At 67.2% G+C, this 18357-nt stretch carries 16 protein-coding genes; 2 read left to right on the top strand and 14 right to left on the bottom strand.

Going from position 1 to position 18357, the window contains the following annotated elements:
- Positions 1 to 46 precede the first annotated feature (46 nt).
- Positions 47 to 3526, top strand: coding sequence for a PAS domain-containing hybrid sensor histidine kinase/response regulator (locus M6E97_RS09635; RefSeq protein ID WP_033938798.1), 3480 nt, complete (start codon positions 47 to 49; stop codon positions 3524 to 3526).
- 7 nt (positions 3527 to 3533) lie between these two features.
- On the opposite strand, the gene M6E97_RS09640 is transcribed toward M6E97_RS09635, so the two are convergent.
- Both M6E97_RS09640 and M6E97_RS09645 read right to left on the bottom strand, forming a co-directional pair.
- Positions 3534 to 7880: a DEAD/DEAH box helicase gene (locus tag M6E97_RS09640; protein ID WP_033938800.1), complete on the bottom strand. Its 4347-nt coding sequence runs from the start codon at positions 7878 to 7880 to the stop codon at positions 3534 to 3536.
- A gap of 68 nt (positions 7881 to 7948) precedes the next feature.
- Entirely contained in the window at positions 7949 to 8332 is a 384-nt protein-coding gene (locus tag M6E97_RS09645; RefSeq protein WP_016562133.1) for a hypothetical protein, read from the bottom strand.
- 166 nt (positions 8333 to 8498) lie between these two features.
- Here M6E97_RS09645 and M6E97_RS09650 point away from each other — a divergent pair, with 166 nt between their 5' ends.
- Complete coding sequence (locus tag M6E97_RS09650) at positions 8499 to 8786, top strand: hypothetical protein (RefSeq protein ID WP_003091615.1); 288 nt, start codon at positions 8499 to 8501, stop codon at positions 8784 to 8786.
- Between the two features lie 78 nt (positions 8787 to 8864).
- On the opposite strand, the gene M6E97_RS09655 is transcribed toward M6E97_RS09650, so the two are convergent.
- From M6E97_RS09655 to M6E97_RS09710, 12 genes are all read right to left on the bottom strand, one after another.
- Positions 8865 to 9194: a YnfA family protein gene (locus M6E97_RS09655; RefSeq protein ID WP_033938802.1), complete on the bottom strand. Its 330-nt coding sequence runs from the start codon at positions 9192 to 9194 to the stop codon at positions 8865 to 8867.
- Complete coding sequence (locus tag M6E97_RS09660; protein ID WP_003091617.1) at positions 9191 to 9613, bottom strand: hypothetical protein; 423 nt, start codon at positions 9611 to 9613, stop codon at positions 9191 to 9193. Before M6E97_RS09660 ends, M6E97_RS09655 begins: the two co-directional genes overlap by 4 nt.
- 232 nt (positions 9614 to 9845) lie before the next feature.
- Positions 9846 to 10658: an SDR family oxidoreductase gene (locus tag M6E97_RS09665; protein WP_033938806.1), complete on the bottom strand. Its 813-nt coding sequence runs from the start codon at positions 10656 to 10658 to the stop codon at positions 9846 to 9848.
- A 124-nt stretch (positions 10659 to 10782) separates the two neighbouring features.
- A complete protein-coding gene (locus tag M6E97_RS09670; RefSeq protein WP_003091621.1) occupies positions 10783 to 11082 on the bottom strand; it encodes a hypothetical protein in 300 nt (99 codons plus the stop codon).
- A gap of 168 nt (positions 11083 to 11250) precedes the next feature.
- A complete protein-coding gene (gene oprP / locus M6E97_RS09675) occupies positions 11251 to 12573 on the bottom strand; it encodes an outer membrane porin OprP (RefSeq protein ID WP_003122437.1) in 1323 nt (440 codons plus the stop codon).
- A gap of 458 nt (positions 12574 to 13031) precedes the next feature.
- Positions 13032 to 14348 carry an outer membrane porin OprO gene (oprO, locus tag M6E97_RS09680; RefSeq protein ID WP_003104423.1) on the bottom strand — a complete coding sequence of 439 codons (1317 nt, stop codon included), beginning with the start codon at positions 14346 to 14348 and terminating at the stop codon, positions 13032 to 13034.
- Between the two features lie 246 nt (positions 14349 to 14594).
- Positions 14595 to 15185 carry a DoxX family protein gene (locus tag M6E97_RS09685; RefSeq protein WP_033938810.1) on the bottom strand — a complete coding sequence of 197 codons (591 nt, stop codon included), beginning with the start codon at positions 15183 to 15185 and terminating at the stop codon, positions 14595 to 14597.
- A gap of 2 nt (positions 15186 to 15187) precedes the next feature.
- On the bottom strand, positions 15188 to 15922 hold the full coding sequence (locus tag M6E97_RS09690; protein WP_019484735.1) for a DNA-binding domain-containing protein: 735 nt from the start codon (positions 15920 to 15922) through the stop codon (positions 15188 to 15190).
- Positions 15919 to 16773: a DUF692 domain-containing protein gene (locus M6E97_RS09695; RefSeq protein ID WP_003091624.1), complete on the bottom strand. Its 855-nt coding sequence runs from the start codon at positions 16771 to 16773 to the stop codon at positions 15919 to 15921. Before M6E97_RS09695 ends, M6E97_RS09690 begins: the two co-directional genes overlap by 4 nt.
- A gap of 18 nt (positions 16774 to 16791) precedes the next feature.
- The gene (locus M6E97_RS09700) at positions 16792 to 17106 is read right to left on the bottom strand and encodes a hypothetical protein (RefSeq protein WP_033938812.1); all 315 of its coding nucleotides are present in this window, start codon (positions 17104 to 17106) and stop codon (positions 16792 to 16794) included.
- A gap of 405 nt (positions 17107 to 17511) precedes the next feature.
- Positions 17512 to 17751 (bottom strand): anti-sigma factor family protein, encoded by a 240-nt coding sequence (locus M6E97_RS09705; protein ID WP_003091627.1) that lies wholly within the window; start codon positions 17749 to 17751, stop codon positions 17512 to 17514.
- Positions 17745 to 18356, bottom strand: a complete 612-nt coding sequence (locus M6E97_RS09710; RefSeq protein WP_003091628.1) for an RNA polymerase sigma factor — start codon at positions 18354 to 18356, stop codon at positions 17745 to 17747. The genes M6E97_RS09705 and M6E97_RS09710 overlap by 7 nt, the downstream gene beginning before the upstream one ends.
- Between the last annotated feature and the right edge of the window lies 1 nt (position 18357).

Below are 18357 nucleotides of genomic sequence, written 5' to 3' on the forward strand. Positions count from 1 at the left end.
CCCCCGCCTCACGCCAGCTTCACGCGGGGACATCATCGGAGTTCGCATGTCGCTGTCCATCGGGCTGATCGCCGTGGTCGCCCTGGTCTACATGGCCATCCTGTTCGCCATCGCCTTCTATGGCGACCGTCGCCGCACCCCGCTCTCACCCCGCCTGCGCGCCTGGGTCTACAGCCTCTCCCTGGCAGTGTACTGCACCAGTTGGACCTTCTTCGGCGCGGTCGGGCAGGCCACCGACCAGCTCTGGTCGTTCCTGCCGATCTACCTCGGACCGGTGCTGCTGATGCTGTTCGCGCCCTGGGTGCTGCAGAAGATGATCATGATCAGCAAGCAGGAGAACATCACCTCCATCGCCGACTTCATCGCCGCCCGCTACGGCAAGTCGCAGGCGCTGGCGGTGGTGGTGGCGCTGATCTGCATGGTCGGCGTACTGCCCTACATCGCCCTGCAACTGAAAGGCATCGTCCTCGGGGTGAATCTGCTGATCGGCTCCGGGGCCGACTCCACCGGTACCCGCGCCCAGGACACGGCGCTGATCGTGTCGCTGGTGCTGGCGCTGTTCACCATCGTCTTCGGTACCCGCAGCCTGGATGTCACCGAACACCACCGCGGCATGGTCCTGGCCATCGCCTTCGAGTCGCTGGTCAAGCTCACCGCCTTCCTCGCCGTGGGCATCTTCGTCACCTTCGGCCTCTACGACGGCTTCGCCGATCTCTTCTCCGAGGCCCGCGCCGCGCCGCAGTTGGCCGACTACTGGGAAGAGACCGTGCACTGGCCGGCGATGCTGCTGCAGACCGGCGTGGCGATGACCGCGATCATGTGCCTGCCGCGGCAATTCCACGTCACCGTGGTGGAGAACATCGAGCCGCGCGACCTCAACCTGGCGCGCTGGGTGTTCCCCATCTACCTGGTGCTGGCCGCGTTGTTCGTGGTGCCGATCGCCCTCGCCGGCCAGTTGCACCTGCCCGCCGGGGTAATGCCGGACTCCTTCGTCATCAGCCTGCCGCTGGCCGAGGCGCACCCGGCGCTGGCCCTGTTGGCGTTCATCGGCGGCGCCTCGGCCGCCACCGGAATGGTCATCGTCGCCAGCGTCGCGCTGTCGACCATGGTCTCCAACGACATGCTCCTGCCGTGGCTGCTGCGACGCCGGGAAAAGGACACCGAACGGCCCTTCGAGGCCTTCCGTCACTGGCTGCTGACCGTGCGCCGGGTGAGCATCGCGGTGATCCTGCTGCTCGCCTACGTGGCCTACCGCCTGCTCGGCTCCAGCGCCAGCCTGGCGACCATCGGCCAGATCGCCTTCGCCGCCATCGCCCAGCTCGGCCCGGCGATGATCGGCGCGCTGTACTGGAAACAGGCCAACCGCCGCGGGGTCTTCGCCGGCCTCGCCGCCGGCTCGCTGCTGTGGGCCTATACGCTGGTCCTGCCGGTGGTGGCCAAGGGCCTCGGCTGGCCGCTGGAGCGCATCCCCGGCCTGACCTGGCTGGCAAGCAATCCCTTCGGCCTGCCGATCGAGCCGCTGACCCAGGGCGTGCTGATCTCGCTGGTCGGCAACTTCGCCCTGTTCGGCCTGGTCTCGGTGCTCTCGCGCACCCGCGTGTCCGAGCACTGGCAGGCCAGCCGCTTCATCGGCCAGGAGATCTCCCAGCGGCAGAACTCGCGCTTCATGCTCGCGGTGCAGGTGGAAGACCTGCTGATGCTCGCCGCGCGTTTCGTCGGCGAGGAACGCGCGCGGCAAAGCTTCATCCGCTTCGCCTACCGCCAGGGCAAGGGCTTCACCCCGAACCAGACCGCCAACAACGAGTGGATCGCGCACACCGAGCGCCTGCTCGCCGGGGTCCTCGGCGCGTCCTCGGCGCGGGCGGTGGTGAAGGCCGCCATCGAAGGGCGCGAGATGCAGGTGGAGGACGTGGTGCGGATCGCCGACGAAGCCTCCGAGGTGCTGCAATTCAACCGCGCCCTGCTGCAGGGCGCGATCGAGAACATCACCCAGGGCATCAGCGTGGTCGACCAGTCGCTGCGCCTGGTGGCCTGGAACCACCGCTACCTGGAACTGTTCGAGTACCCGGACGGGCTGATCTACGTCGGCCGACCGATCGCCGACATCATCCGCTACAACGCCGATCGCGGCCTGTGCGGGCCCGGCGATCCGGACATGCACGTGGCCAAGCGCCTGTACTGGATGCGCCAGGGCACTCCGCACACCTCCGAGCGGCTGTTCCCCAACGGCCGGGTTATCGAGCTGATCGGCAACCCGATGCCCGGCGGCGGCTTCGTCATGAGCTTCACCGATATCACCGCCTACCGCGAGGCCGAACAGGGCCTCAAGGGCGCCAACGAGTCGCTGGAACAGCGGGTCCAGGAGCGTACCCAGGAACTCTCGCAGTTGAACCAGGAACTCAGCGAGGCGAAGAGCAACGCCGAGGCCGCCAACCAGTCGAAGACCCGCTTCCTCGCCGCCGTCAGCCACGACCTGATGCAGCCGCTGAACGCCGCGCGGCTGTTCTCCGCCGCCCTCGCCCACCAGGACGCGCTGCCCGGCGAGGTCCGCGACCTGGTGCAGCACCTCGACTCGTCGCTGCGTTCCGCCGAGGACCTGATCACCGACCTGCTGGACATCTCGCGCCTGGAAAGCGGCCGGGTCAGCGCCGAACGCAACCCGTTCCCGCTGAACAACCTCTACGATGCCCTCGGCGTCGAGTTCAAGGCGCTGGCCCAGGAACAGGGCCTGCATTTCCGCCTGCGCGGCAGCCAGCTGCGGGTGGACAGCGACATCAAGCTGCTGCGGCGCATCCTGCAGAACTTCCTGACCAACGCTTTCCGCTACGCCAAGGGCCACGTGCTGCTCGGCGTGCGCCGCGAGGACGGCTGCCTGCGCCTGGAAGTCTGGGATCAGGGGCCGGGCATCCCACCGGACAAGCAGAAAGTCATCTTCGAAGAGTTCAAGCGCCTGGACAGCCACCAGACCCGCGCGGAGAAAGGCCTCGGTCTCGGCCTGGCGATCGCCGACCGGCTCTGCAAGGTCCTCGGCCATCCGCTGGAGGTACGTTCCTGGCCGGGCAAGGGCAGCGTCTTCAGCGTCCGCGTACCGCTGGCGCGGCAGGCGCCGCCGGCCCTGGCCAACGGCCACAAGGCCGAACCGGCGCAAGCGCTGAACGGCGCCCAGGTGCTCTGCGTGGACAACGAAGACAGCATCCTCGCCGGCATGAACAGCCTGCTCAGCCGCTGGGGCTGCCAGGTCTGGACCGCGCGCAGCCGCGAGGAATGCGCCACGCTGCTGGACAGCGAGATGCGCCCGCAACTGGCGTTGATCGACTATCACCTGGACGACGGCGAGACCGGTACGCAACTGATGGCCTGGCTGCGCACGCGCCTGGGCGAGCCGGTGCCGGGCGTGGTGATCAGCGCCGACGCGCGGCCGGAACTGGTGGCGGAGATCCACGCCGCCGGCCTCGACTACCTGTCCAAGCCGGTCAAGCCGGCCGCGTTGCGGGCCCTGCTCAGCCGCCATCTGAGCCTGCGCTGAGCGGGCCTCAGTGACGGCGGATCAGCAGCGCACGGATCTGCTGCGCGGTCTCGCCGTCGACTTCCGCGAGCATCCGCACCTTGCCGGCTACCAGCGCCGCCAGCGGCGCTCCGTCTCGATAGAGCAGGCGGTTGCCGGTCACCGCCGGCACCCGTTCGCCGGGTAGCAGGCCGCCGACCAGGTTCAACGGATCGACTGCCGACACCACCAGCATCGCCCCATCCGGCGGCCGCTTGCGCACCTCGCGCAACAGGCCGACCGCTTCCGCCAAGGCGAACTGCTCGCCGGCCAGGCCGGCGATGAAACGCCCGCCGCGAATCTCGCCGCGCGCTTCCAGGCGATGGTAGACGCGCAGCAGCTCGCGCCACGGCGGCAGCCAGTCGGCTTCGCGCTCCAGCAGGCGCCAGGCGACCACCCCATAGCGCCGCAGCAGGGTCCGGGCGACATGTTCGAGGACCTCCGCCGGCAAACGCTGCCCCGCTTCTTCCACCTTCGCCCGGCGCAGCGGCGCCCAGCGCCCGGCGTCCTGCATGCCGCCCGGCAGGCCGCGCGAGCGGCGCTCCTGGCGGCTGCGCTTGTCCGCCGGCATCAGCAGGGTGCGCAGCCCGGCGAAGCTGTCGGCGTTGACCCGGCCGACCGAGACCAGCTCGCCGAGGGCGTTCTCCAGCTCGCTGCGCAGCAGGTGGGCGTCCTGGCTCAGTTCGTCGAAGAACGATGCACCCTGCTCGCGCAGCACCTCCAGTACCCTGGCCGCGCGCGGCGACAGTTCCGGCTCCGGCGCGTCGCGCTGCAGGACGCTCCAGAGCCCCAGCTCGCGGCGCGGCAGGAGCACGATCGGCGCGCTGCGCAGCGGACCGCCGGCGGCCTTGCTGCGTCCGGCCAGGCGCGCCCAGACGATGCGTCCGGAACGGCACAGCTGGTCCAGCCAATGGCTGGCGTAGTCGGCCACCCGCGCTGCCAGCAGTTCGCTTTCCCAGGCGGCCGCCGCGGCCTGGAAGCCTTCCAGCTGCTCGACCACCGTAGCCAGGGACTCCGCACCCCGGCCACGGGTGCCCGGCGCCAGGCGCTGCCAGTCGAACAGGAAACGCATGAAATCGGTGCGCTGCACCGGCTCGATTTCCCGGCGCAGGCGCTTCACCGTATAGCGATGGATGCGCGCCAGCAGATGGCGTTCGCACCACTCCTCTTCCGTCGCGCCAGGACTGAAGCGGCCACGCAGCACATAACCTTCGCGCTCCAGGGCGGCCAACGCGTACTGCTGGTCGGCCAGGCCGATGCCCAGGTCGGCCGCCAACTGCCCGGCCGTGCGTGGCCCGAAGCCACCCAGGCGGGCGCGGGTCAGCTCCACGGTCGCCGCTTCCGCCGAGTCCGGCGGCGGATAGCCGCGAGGCGCCTGGAAAGCGTCGGGCACCTTCGCCGCGGGATGCACCAGGCGCATCGCCGGCAGGCGCTCCGCCGCCAGCCAGAGAGTGCTGCCTGCGCAGTCCAGGCGTCCGGCGCGGCGTTGCTCCGACAGTTGCGCAAGCCATTCCCTCCAGCCCGGATTGGCCTCGGCCTCGCCCGAGGTGAGGAAGCCCAGGCTGTTCAGCGCCTCATGCATCTCGTCGGCGTTGCGCGCTTCCGGCCAGGCCTCGCCACGCACCGCCTCGATCGCCTCAAGGTCCAGGGCGCCGAGGTCGTCGGCGGACTCGGGATCGCTCCAGCGGCGATTCTGTACCGCCTGGGTACGCCGCTCCTCCAGCGGCGCATCGTCGAGATAGGCGTAGGGACGCGCGGTGAGTATCTCCGCCGCCAACGCCGAAGGCGCCGGCAGGTCGCGCGCCAGCAAGTCCACCGCGCCGCTCTCCATGTCGCGCAGCAGGGCCAGCCAGCCGTCGCAATCCATCGCCTCGTGCAGGCAGTCGTCAAGGGTCTGCGCCACCAGCGGGTGATCGGGCACCTCGCGCTCGCCGACGATATTCTCCAGGCACGCCACCTGGTCGGGGAACACGCTGGCCAGCAGATCCTCGCTCTTCATCCGCAGCAGTTGCGGCGGCACCTTGCGACCGCCGGCATAGCGCGGCAAACCGAGCGAGGTGGTCAGGTTCCAGCGCCAGCGCACGCCGAACAGCGGCGCGTCGAGCACGGCCTGTACCAACAGGTGCTCGGCGCTCGCCGAATGCAGGTAGCGCCAGACCTCGTCGAGGGGAAAGCTGTGGCTGGTGGACAGCGAGAGGATGATCGCATCCTCGGTGGCCGCCGCCTGCAGCTCGAAGTTGAAGCTGCGGCAGAAACGCTTGCGCAGCGCCAGGCCCCAGGCGCGGTTGAGGCGGCTGCCGTGGGGACTGTGGATGATCAGTTGCATGCCGCCGGATTCGTCGAAGAAGCGTTCCATCACCAGCCGCCGGCTCCCGGGCAGGCCACCCAGGGCCTGGCGGGCGCGGGCCAGGTACTCGACGATCTGCCGCGCGGCGCCATCGTCCAGCCCGAGGGTGGCGCCGAGCCAGGCGATGGCTGGCTCCAGCCGCTGCCCTTCCGGCAATGCCTGGCCTTCGCCGAGCAACTCGTCGAGGGTGTCGCGCAGGCGCGCCACGCTGGCCGACAGCTCGTCGCTGCGCCCCGGCGCCTCACCCAGCCAGAACGGAATGTTCGGCGGCTGGCCCTGGGCGTCCTCGACCCGCACCCGTCCCGGCTCGATGCGGATGATCCGGTACGAGGTGTTGCCCAGTTGGAACACGTCGCCGGCCAGGCTCTCCACCGCGAAGTCCTCGTTGACCGTTCCCACCAGCAGGCCCTGCGGCTCCAGCAGCACGCTGTAGTCGCCGGTATCGGGAATGGTCCCGCCCGAGGTCAGCGCGGTCAGCCGCGCGCCACGGCGGCCACGGAGCAGGCCGTTGAGCGCATCGCGATGGAGATAGGCGCCGCGCACGCCGAGGCGTGAGTGGTAGCCCTCGGCGAGCATCCGCAGGACTTCGTCGAAGCGCTCGCGCTCCAGCCCGGCGTAGGGCTCGGCGCGGATCACCAGGCGATAGAGGTCGTCCTCGCGCCACTCCTGGCAGGCCACTTCGGCGACGATCTGCTGCGCCAGCACGTCCAGCGGCTGGCGCGGCAGCACCAGGCTGTCCAGCTCGCCACGGCGCACGCTGTCGAGCAGCGCCGCGCATTCCACCAGGTCGTCGCGGGAGGTCGGGAACAACCGGCCCTTGGGGGTGCCGCCGACGCTGTGCCCGGAACGCCCGACCCGTTGCAGGAAGGCGGCGATGGAGCGCGGCGACGACAACTGGCAGACCAGCTCGACGTCGCCGATATCGATGCCCAGCTCCAGCGAGGCGGTCGCCACCAGTACCTTCAATTGCCCGGCCTTGAGGCGCTGCTCGGCATCCAGGCGCAGCTCCTTGGCCAGGCTGCCGTGGTGGGCCGCCACCTGGCGGCTGCCGAGGCGTTCGGCGAGGAAGCGGGTGACCCGCTCGGCCATGCGCCGGGTGTTGACGAACACCAGGGTGGTGCGGTGCTCGCCAGCCAGGCGCGCCAGGCGGTCGTAGACCAGCTCCCAGGTGTCGTTGGACATCACCGCTTCCAGCGCCACCGGCGGTACCTCGATGCCCAGGTCGCGGGGGCGCGTATAGCCGATGTCGACGATCCGGCAGGCCGGATCGCGCGGATTGCCGCTGGCGCCGACGAGGAAGCGCGCGACCTTCTCGATCGGCTTCTGCGTGGCGGACAGCCCGATCCGCAGCAGCGGTCGCGGACACAGCGCCTGCAGGCGCTCCAGCGACAGCGCCAGGTGGCTGCCGCGCTTGCTGCCGGCCAGGGCATGGATCTCGTCGACGATCACGCTGCGCACCCCGGCAAGCATCTGCCGGCCCGACTCCGAGCCGAGCAGGATGTACAGCGATTCGGGCGTGGTGACCAGGATGTGCGGCGGGCGCTTGCGCATCGCTCCGCGTTCGACCTGCGGCGTATCGCCGGTGCGCACCGCGCTACGGATATCGACGTCGGGCAGGCCGAGACGCGCCAGTTCCTCGCGGATGCCAGCCAGCGGTTGCTCCAGGTTGATGCGGATGTCGTTGGACAGCGCTTTCAGCGGCGAGACATAGACCACCTGGGTGGCATCCGCCAACTCGCCGCCGGCGGCCAGCCCCTCCACCACCAGGGCATCGATGGCGGCGAGGAAGGCGGTCAGGGTCTTGCCCGAACCGGTGGGCGCGGCGACCAGGGTCGAAAGCCCCTCGCGGATCGCCGGCCAGGCCTCGACCTGGGCCGGCGTGGGCGCTGCGAAGTGGCGTTCGAACCACTGGCGGACGGCGGGATGGAACTCCGCCAGGGGCCGCGGAGCCGGCTCGGCGCGGCGGGCGGAAGAGGATGAAATAGGCATCATGCTCCGCACTATGGTGGCGCCGCGGGCGACTCACAAGCCCCGCCGATCGCCCGTCGGGCGCAGTTTCAGAGCCCGGCGACGAAACGGTCGAAGCGCTCGGCGTGCAGCGCTTCGCTGCCGTGCTCCTCGAGCAGCCGGCGAGCCTCGGCGGCCTTCGGCGTCTCGCCGCCGATCAGGCCGAGCAGGCGCTCGCCGCGCGGCGTGAGGACGAAGTTCTCGCCATTGCCGCCCTGCTCTTCCGGACGCGGCTCGATGAAGCCGCCCTCCAGCAGGATCGCCTCGTAGTCGGCGGCCTTCTGCTTCAACGCATCCATGTCGCCGACCCGCTGCCCGGCCTGGGAGCGTTCTTCGGCCAGGCGTTCGGCATGGGCGCGCGGGGCGAAGTTCTCATGGGCGGACTGCCGGACCTCCAGCAGCAACCGTTCGACCAGATCCCAATCGTGAGTCATGGCATACCTCCTGCGGCATAAGCGACGAGGGTCCTTCGCACCCTCTCTATGCGTGCGACCCGCAACCCGCCGCGAGGGTTCGAATCGGTCGCCGTCCGGCGTTGCGGCTGAACTTTGTCGGCTCGACCGGGCTCCACCGCTCAGGACCACCCCACAGGAGTACGCCATGAAACCGCTTTTCGCCCTCGCCAGCGCCTGCGCCCTGCTGGTCGCCACGCCGGTCTTCGCCTGTTCCGAAGCGGAGGCGGAAAAGATGGGCAAGGAAGTCGCCACCAAGGTCGCCTCGATCACCCAGAAGAACCCGCAACGGGCCAGGGAACTCAACGAGCAGTTGCGCCAGCGCCAGGAAGCCCGCTCGGAACAGAACCGGCCGAGCGATTGCGATGCCTACGCGCAGATGCTCAAGGAACTGGATCAGGAAAAAGGCGACGTGCAGCGCAACACTTCGCAGTGATCCGCCGGTTCGGGGTGCGGCGGCCCGGGACGGCGGGGTCCGACGCCCGTGACGGGCGCGCGACCCACCCCGCCTGAGTCACTGAGACAGGCGCGGGCCGAACAGCACGACGCTGGCACCGACCACGCACAAGGCCACGCCCAGCCAGTCGCTCCATAGCGGCCGCGAGCGCTCGACAAAAGCCAGCCAGAACAGCGACGCGGCGACGTAGATGCCGCCATAGGCGGCATAGGCGCGGCCGGCGAAGCTGGCCTCCACGCGGGTCAGCAGCAAGGCGAACAGGGTCAGGCTGAGCAGGCCGGGCAGCACCCAGAGGGCGCTCTTGCCCAGCCGCAGCCAGAGATAGAAAGCGTAGCAGCCGGCGATCTCGCAGAACGCCGCGAGGACGAACCAGAGGTAGTTGATCACCGCCGCCCGCCCTCCCGCTCCCAGGCGCAGCGGACCTGCAGGTCGCTCTCCTGGGGGGTATGGAAGCCACGCTCGGACTCCCAGCGAAAGGTATGGCTGCCGTTCACTTCGGTCTCCAGGTGGACCACCGCGCTGGCCCAGTAGAGGCGCCTGAGCAACGCCTCGAACTGCTCGACCCATAGGCTCCACTCGTACTCGATGGCCTGGTAGCTGGCACCGAAGTGGATGATCTGGGTCTGGTAGAGCCCGGCCCCGGACTGCTCGCAGCGGCTGAACATCTCGCGTCCGAGGAACGGCCAGGCCTCGCCGCCCGGCAGGCTGTCCAGCACGCGGCGGTTGGCGGCACGACGCATGCGCCGCTCCATCGAATCGCCCGGCCAGTCGCGGATGCAGCCATAGACGATGGATTCAGACTCCACAGGGGTACTCCAGAACAGAACGGACTCGCAGAGGCAGCCTTCTAGCACAGGGCGCGAGGCCGGAAAAGCAAAAAGCCTCGCAAATGAGCGAGGCTTCTTGTGGGGTCCAACGTACTTCGGCAGGCAGGCCGGTGACTCAAGCTACTCGATCGCACCGCCTTGGGCAAGCACTATCTGCGCCGCACCGCAATGGTGCAAAGCCGCGCCCCTGCTGGCCTGCAGCCATTTCCACTCAGGCCTGGCGCTGACGCTTGGCCTGCATCTTGCCGGCCATCGCGGTCATCTCGTCATAGATCGCCTGGGGATTCTGCTGCTTGATCCTCCAGGCCATCCGCGCCTGCTCGTGGGGCAGGATCAGGAAACTGCCCTTGGCCACTTCGGCGTGGATGTAGTCGGCGATGTCGGCGGCGCTGATCGGCGAACTCTCCAGCAACTTGCCGACCTGGTGCTTCATCTCGGGGCTCGGGCCGCGGAAAGAGTCCAGCAGGTTGGTCTGGAAGAACGAAGGACAGACCACATGGACGCCGACCTCGACCAGCGCCAGCTCTACCAGCAGGCTTTCCGAAAGCGCCACCACCCCGGCCTTGGCCACGTTGTAGTTGCTCATCGCCGGGCCCTGCATCAACGCCGCCATCGAGGCGATGTTGACGATCCTGCCCTTGCTTCGCTCCAGCAGCGGCAGGAAGGCCTTGCAGCCCTTGACCACGCCCATCAGGTTGATCGCGATCTGCCAGTCCCAGTCCTCCAGGGACAGCTCGCCGAAGAAACCGCCGGAGGCGACCCCGGCGTTGTTGACGATGACGTCGATGCCGCCGAACTTCTCTTCGCAGCTCTGCGCCAGCGCGGTCAGTTGACTGTAGTCGCGTACGTCGCAACGCTGGGTGAAGCCATCGCCACCCGCCTCGCGCACCAGTTTCAGGCTTTCCGCCAGGCCGGCTTCGTTGACGTCGGCCAGCGCCAGGCGCCAGCCGTCACGCGCCCAGCGCAGGGCGATTTCGCGCCCCAGCCCGGAGCCGGCACCGGTGATCATCATGCGGTTTTGCATAGGGGTCCTGCCTTCCTGTTCGTGTGATGAAGGCCAGTGTAACCAAGGGTTTCAGCGGCCTCCGGCTAAATCAGGAAGCTGAATGCCTCGGGCAAACCCGGACATGCCGGGCCGCGCGAGGGGCTCAGGCGAGCAGCAGGACGCAGAGCTTGCCCAGGACCAGGGCGATGCCGCAGGAAACCAGCAGGTAGGAGGCGCCATCGAGACGCCGGCGGTACAACTGGGCGAAGGAACCCACGTGATGCTGCAGGACGAACATTCCCAGTGCCACCAGGATCGCCGGGATCAGGAAGACGAATTGCCAGAAGTGTTCGACCGCCAGCGTCGCTTCGCCGTCGTCCGCGAGCAGCAGGGCGCCCCCCAGCAACTGGCCCAGCAATAGCAGCCCCCCGACGCCAATACAGGCACGTCCCCAGCCGATCATCAGTCCCTCCCAGAGCGTTTCCGAGGGACCAGCATAGCCAGATGCCGCCATGCGATCTGTGCCCTGGGTCAAGCTGGGCGGCCCGCCCGGACATCCACCAGGCAATTTCATGACGCGGGTAACATCCTGCGGAAACGAGCCCCGCCCGCCGGACGGGGCCCGACCGCCTCAGAACACGTACTGCAGGCGCATCACCAGGCCATCGCCGCTATCGTCGCCGTTGGCATTGCTGATCTTGTCGGTCTTCGCCTTGACGTAGTTGGCGGAGACCTTCACCGCCTCGTTGGCGTACCAGTTGACGCCCAGGGTATGGGTCTTGCCCTTGGCGTCGCCGACCTCGCGGGTGGCGCTGTCGACGACGATGTTGTCATCCTCGACCTTGATCGAGTCGTAGCGGTAGAACAGCTCCCAGGCGCCGATTTCCTTGTTCTCCGGCTTGATGGTGTCGAACTTGGCGCCGTCCAGCTTGTAGAGGCGCGGCTCGCCGGTGAGGGTGTAGGCCAGTTGCGCGTAATAGCCGGAGGCCTTGAGATCCTCGCGGTCGCGCTCGGCCTTGACCGTGCGCCGCAGGTACTCGGCCTGGGCCGAGAAGGCACCCAGCGCCCAGGCGCCTTCCAGGCCCCAGACCGAGTCGTCCTTCCACAGCCCCTCGACTGCCGAACTGCCGCCGAACAGGCCACGGTTGCCATTGCTGCCGGCATCGTTGCCGCCATTGGTGGAGACGCCGCGCATGCCCATGCGCGGGCGGATCCGGGTATCCACCGCGCTGTCCTCCAGGTCGCGATAGGCGTATTGCAGGCCCAGGTGCACCACGTTGCCCGGCTCGTGCAGCGGCGCGAACACGCCGCGCAGGTTGTAGCGCTTGACGCTGTCGCCGTCGGTATCGTTGTTGTTCTCGCTGAACACGCTGCCCGAGAGGAAGGCCATGCCGCCCACCACCGAGCTGGCCTGGATACCGGTACCGACGTTGTCGTTGACCCAGTCGGCGATGTCGTAGGTGAGGTTGCGCTCCAGCGCGGTGACCCATTTGGAGCTGGTGGCCTTTTCCAGGCCGAAGTCGGTGTAGAAGCGGCCGAACTTCAGGTTGACCGGATTGAAGCCGGTATAGGTGACCGAGGCTTCGTCGAAGTAGCCGGCGCTGTCGTTGCCGACGTTGCGCGACAGGTCGTAGTTGATCTGGTACTTCCAGTCACGGTAGACGGTGCCGCCGAACTCCAGGTAGGCGCGGCGGAAGTAGGCGGCATCGGCGGTATTGCCGTTGTTCGTGTAGTAGCCGTCGAAGCGGCCGTAGTCGGCCTGTAGGCGGCCGCCGAGCTTGAAGCTGAATTCCTTGTCGGTGGTGGCGACTTCGAGGCCGCCCTTGGTCTTGATCACGATGTCGGCACCGTCGGTGGTCACGGTCCCGGCCAGGCTCTGCGCGGAAATCGCCAGGCCCAGCAAACTCCAGGCAACACTGCTCCCCACCCCTTTGCACGAGTGTCTGCGAATCATCAGGTAAGTCCCCTGTTCGGATTTCGAATGGTCTTGAGCAGCGCGGAAACGGCCGGTTCTGTCGCCGGCCGGCGCTGCTGGAGGGGGATCATCTGGATGGGTTGTGACAGCGAGACTGCAAAGCGCGAAAGCTTTTGTGACAGGCAGCCGGATAGCGCCTGGATGAGGCCGTCGGATAAGGGCGCAGGCCTAGAGGCATCAGGTCCGGGCGACAGATGTAACAGCTTGTTTCATATATTGCGGCAACCTTGCGAAGATTGCATGACTGCAATGAAACTCAAGAGTTTCTGCCGATAACCGTCTGGCTTTCGGATATTCCTGCCAGTACCTGCGGGTGGACCTGTAACGAAAGAAAGACCCGGTTGCAGGCTGCCAACATCGCCACAACCGGGTAAGGAAGCGATTAAAAAGACCTCGCCGGAGCGAGGCCGAAAACAGGAGCAGATCGTTGTCGCTTCTTAGAACACGTACTGCAAACGGGTCACGAAGCCGTCGCCGTCATCGTCGCCATTGTTGTTGGTAATCTTGTCGGTCTTCGCCTTGACGTAGGCCGCGCTGATCTTCACCGCATCGTTGACGTACCAGTTCACGCCCAGGTTGTGGGCCTTGGCCTTGGTGTCGCCGACTTCGCGAGTGGCGGTATCGGCGACGACGTTGTCGTCTTCCACCTTGATGTTGTCGTAGCGGTAGAACACTTCCCAGGCGCCGATTTCCTTGTTTTCCGGCTTGACGGAGTCGAACTTGGCGCCCTCCAGCTTGTACTGGCGGGACTCGCCGGTCAGGGTGTAGGCCAGTTGCGCGTAGTAACCCTTGGCCTTGATGTCCTTGTAGGCGTTGTCATCGGCCTTCAGCTTGCGTGCCAGGTATTCGGCCTGGGCCGAGAACGGGCCCATCGCCCAGGCGCCTTCCAGGCCCCAGACGCTGTCGTCCTTGTAGGAACCGGCCGGCGAGTTGGAGACACCGCCGAAGGTCGCGCGGTTGCCGTTGTCACCGGCGTCGTTGCCGCCGCTGGTGGCGATGCCGCGCATGCCCAGGCGCGGACGGATGCGCGAGTCGAAGGCGGTGTCGTCGAGGTCGCGGTAGGCATAGTTCACGCCGACATGCAGAACATTGCCGGCTTCGTGCATCGGCGCGAACACGCCGCGGAAGTTGAACTGCTTGACGCTGTCGCCGTCGCTGTCGTCGGCGTCCTTGGCGGATACGCCGGCGGACAGGTAGGCCATGTCGGCGAGGGTCGAGTTGACCTGGGCGCCCATGCCGTCCTGGTGGGTGTTGATCCAGTCGGCCAGTTCGTAGGCGGCGTTACGCTCGGGAGCGGTCACCCACTTGGAGCTGGTGGCCTTTTCCAGGCCGAAGTCGGGGTCGAAGCGACCGAACTTCAGGTTGACCGGGTTGAAGCCGGTGTAAGTGACCGAAGCTTCGTCGAAATAGCCGTTGTCGGAGCTGCCGGTGTTGTGCGACAGGTCGAAGTTGATCTGGTATTTCCAGTCCTTGTACGCGGTGCCGCCGAGTTCGATGAAGGCGCGGCGGAAGTAGGCGGCGTCGGCGGTGTTGCCATTCTTGGTATAGAAACCGTCGAAACGGCTGTAGTCGGCCTGCAGGCGACCGCCCAGCTTGAAGCTGAATTCCTTGTCGGTGGTGGCGACTTCGAGGCCGCCCTTGGTCTTGATCACGATATCGGCGCCGTCGGTGGTCACGGTGCCGGCGAACGCCTGGGCAGATACGGCCAGAGCCAGAGCGCTGGCAACGAAGCCGAGCGAGTGCTTACGGATCATCGAAGATTTCCCCTTAATGGTGTGTGCATTGGCAACACGCGAGTGCCTGGCTACAGCGCGCCCCTTGTTCCGCGCTGGCCGTAAGGCGGCCCCTTTGTGTTGGGGGGAATCTTGGCGATGGCAGATTGCAGCCAAATTGCATGGAGATAAATGTTTCATTACATAGGAACTTTTTATCTCCAATGCGAATAACGCGAAAAGCCCTCTACTACGGGCCTTTCGGGTTATTCGATATGGGTAGAAAGCTCAGCGCAATTTTCGCGCAATCCAGAAGTCAACAGAAAGCCACTTGCCGGCGCCGCCGAAGAACAGCGCGAGCAACATCACCAGGTAGGTCGCGGCGAACTCGATGCCGTTGTTGACGATGGCGAAGCTTCCGCTCGACGTCAGCCAGTCGTAGTTGCCGTATTCGCGCAGGATTTCCCGGGCCCGCGCCAGCTTCTCGCCGGCCTCCAGCACCTGGGCGTTGGCGAACGGCGCGGACGGATCGGCGATCGCCTGCCAGCCGTTCGGCCAGTGCACGGCGAAGATCGCTACCAGCATGGTCACCATCAGCGGCAGGCTGATCCAGCGCACGGCCAGGCCGCACAACAGCAGCACGGCGCCACCGGCCTCGCTCAGCGCGGCGAGCCAGGCCAGCAGTTCGGGAAACGGCAGACCGAGTCCCCAGTCGGGATTGCCGAACCACTCGATGGTGGCCGGCATGTCCGCCAGCTTCTGGCTGCCGGCCATCCAGAACACCGGCGCCAGGTACAGGCGCAGCGCCAGCGGGGCGAGGAAATCCGCTCGACGGGTGACGTCGAGGGCATGCTGTAAACGCAAGAAGACAGTCTTCATCATCACTCCAGAGCGCCCTCGCCCATGAGGATGCCCTGGGCGTGCCAGTCCTCCAGCAAGGCGAAGGCATTTTCGAAATACTCCGCGTCGGCGCTCAGGCCGCAGCTTCCGGCCAACTCGCGCAACAACGGCAGCAGCGTCACCGGCGCCTCCCCCTCCTCGCTCAGGCGCTGCGCGAGGCGATAGGCGAATGGCGACAGGTGCAGGAAGCGCACCCGCTCCGCCGGATCGCGCCAGACCAGCAGGCAGGTCGGCTCGGCCGGCGGCTCCACCGGCCGATGGCTCGGCCCCAGGCGATGGACCGGCCAGCGATAGGCCAGCGGCCAGGCCAGTGGCGACCACGACCAGGCCTGCGGCAGCGTCTCGACAGGCGCCTCGGCCAGCGACAGGGCCAGCTCGACCCACTCGTAGTGAGCCAGCTCCAGCAGGAAGGGCGGATCGCCCTCCTCCGCGCGGTAGCCGTCCTGCAGCCAGCCGATGAACTCCTCGCCCAATTGGCTGAAGTACGGTGTGCGGCAGCGATGCTCGCGCATGAAGGCACGCACCAGGCGATGCCAGCGCGGCTCGTCGAACAACCGGCGCAGGACCGGGAAACCGCTGCTGATGAAACCGTCCAAGTTGTTGAAGAACAGTTCCTCGTAGATCGCCATGCGCTCCGTCGCGATGCCGGGCGGCAAGGCCTGCTGCGGATCGCGGATACGTGCGGCGAAACGCCGTTGCAAGGTCGTGTGGTTCATGTGCCGTACCCCAGGCTGCGCAGTTGCGCTTCACCGCTGCGCCGCTGCAGCTCGCGGATGCGATCGGTTTCGGCATACAGCTCGCTCAGTGGCGGGAGGTTGAAATCGCGCTCCAGCAACGTCGGGCGTTCGCCATGGCAGGCATAGGCATGTGCCAGCAGTTCCCAGACCGGATCGCAGACCGGCGCGCCATGGGTATCGATCTTCAGGCTGGCGCCCTGTTCGTCGTGCCCGGCCATGTGCAGGTAGGCGATCCTCCGGCTGGGCATCGCGGCGATGTAGGCGTGGGCGTCGAAACCGAAGTTGCAGGCGTTGACGTAGACGTTGTTGACGTCCAGCAGCAATTGGCAATCGGCTTCCTCCAGTACCGCGCGGACGAAATCGACCTCTTCCAGCTCGCCCGGCAAGCGCGCATACGCCGAGACGTTCTCGACGATCAACGGCCGCTCGAGGACGTCCTGTACCACCCGGACCCGTTCGGCGACCCGGCGCACCGATTCGTCGCTGAACGGCAGCGGCATCAGGTCGTAGAGCTGGCCGTCGTCGGCGCAGGCCGACAGGTGCTCGCTGTAGGCACGGATGCCATGCTGCTCGATGAAACCCTTGATCGCGCGCAGCAACGACATGTCCAGCGGGGCGTAGCCACCGAGGTTGAGAGACAGACCATGGCAGAGGAACGGCAGGCGCTCGGTCAGCTCGCGGAACTGGCGGCCGAGACGGCCGCCGATGCCGATCCAGTTCTCCGGGGCGACCTCGAGGAAGTCGACCCGGACCTCATCGCCGGCGCCGAGCGGCTCCAGCAGCGCGCGACGCAGGCCTAGCCCGGCGCCGCTGACGAATTCCCGTTGCATGGTCCGTCTCCTCAGGCCTTACGACTTCTTCTTGTCGGCGCCGCAGTTGCCTTCGCCGGCCTTCTTCTCGCCACCGCAGGAACCTTCCTTGGCCTTGCGATCCGCACCGCAGCTGCCTTCATGGCCGGCCTTGGAGGCTTCGCGCTTGCCCTTGTCGGCACCGCACTTGGCCTCGCCGCAGGAACCCTCCTTGGCCTTCTCGGCGGCAGCCACGCTGTAGCCGCTGCTCAGCTCCTGCACGGCGAAGGGATTCTGCGCGGCATGCGCGCCGACACTGGCTACGCTGAGCAGAGCAGCGCCGACGACGGAGGAAGCGAGGGAAATCTTTTTCATGGGTAACTCCTGAAGTTGGTAGCGGGCGCCGGTATGGCGTCCTCGCTCCAATGGACGGAGCACCCCCGGCGGCGTTACAGCGGAGTCGAAAAAAATTTCCCGTCCCTTTGCCTGAACTCAGGGATTGCCCCTGCTGGAGAAATATCGGTCGGCGATATCCGCCAGGTCCCAGGCGTTCTCCTCGACTTCGGATGCCCGCCCAGCGAAACGGATTGCCGCCCCTCCGTAGGGCGCATATCGCGCAGCGATATCCGCCAAGCCCAGCCACACTCCTCGACCTCGTCACGCGGAAGAGAGAGCCGCCCACGCCAGGCCGGGTCCGGTTCGCCCACGCCGGATAGCGGAAACGAAAAAGCCGCCGCCCACGAATCGCGGGCGGCGGCTTGGTGTCGAGGGTACCCCGGCTCAGCGCCGCGCGGCGTCCTTGCGCAACTCGGAGAGATGCGCGGCTAGGCGGTCGAGTTCCGGCCCCTGCCCTTCCGGCAGATGGCGCACGGTCGCCTGGGTCAGGCGCATCTGGCGGATGAAGCGCCGGCAATGCCGGCACATGAGCAGGTGGCTGCGCACCGCCAGTTGTCCACGGAAGTCCAGTTGCCCATCGAGAAAGTCGCTGGACCGGGCGACCAGTTCCTTGCAACTCAGCATTGGCCGGTCTCCTCGAAATGCTCCAGGGTGGCGAAGACCTTCAGGCGGGCGCGATGCAGCAGCACCCGGACATTGGAAAGCGTGATATCCAGGAGATCACGGATTTCCTCCAGCTCCAAGCCCTGGCGTTCGCGCAGGGTCAGCACGCTGCGCTGCAGTTCGGACAGACCGTTGAGGGTCTTGTCCAGGCAATCGCGCAGTTCGCCCTCGGTGAGCAGGGCTTCCGGCGAATCCTCGTGCCAGGCGTGCGGCGGCTGGCTCCAGTGACCGTCGGCGGCAAAGCGCTGGTCATCCACCGTACCATGGGGCCCCGGCAGGTCGTCGAGGAAAACTTCCCGGCGAACCTGGCGCAAGCGGCTCTTGGCGGTATTGGCGGTGATGGTCAGCAGCCAGGTCTTCAGGCTCGAACGCCCCTGGAACCCGTCCAGCCCGCGAACCGCCGCGAGCCAGGCGTCCTGCACCACTTCCTCGGTATGCGATCTGCCGATGATCGCCCAGGCCACGGCCCGCATGGCGCCCTGGTAGGCGCCAACCAGCTCGCGGAAGGCTCGCTGCTCGCCGGCCAGCAGGCGCGGCAGCAGCTCGGCGTCGGTAGGCGCCGCCACG

It is taken from the genome of Pseudomonas sp. B111 (assembly GCF_026428275.1).
Lineage (GTDB): Bacteria > Pseudomonadota > Gammaproteobacteria > Pseudomonadales > Pseudomonadaceae > Pseudomonas > Pseudomonas aeruginosa.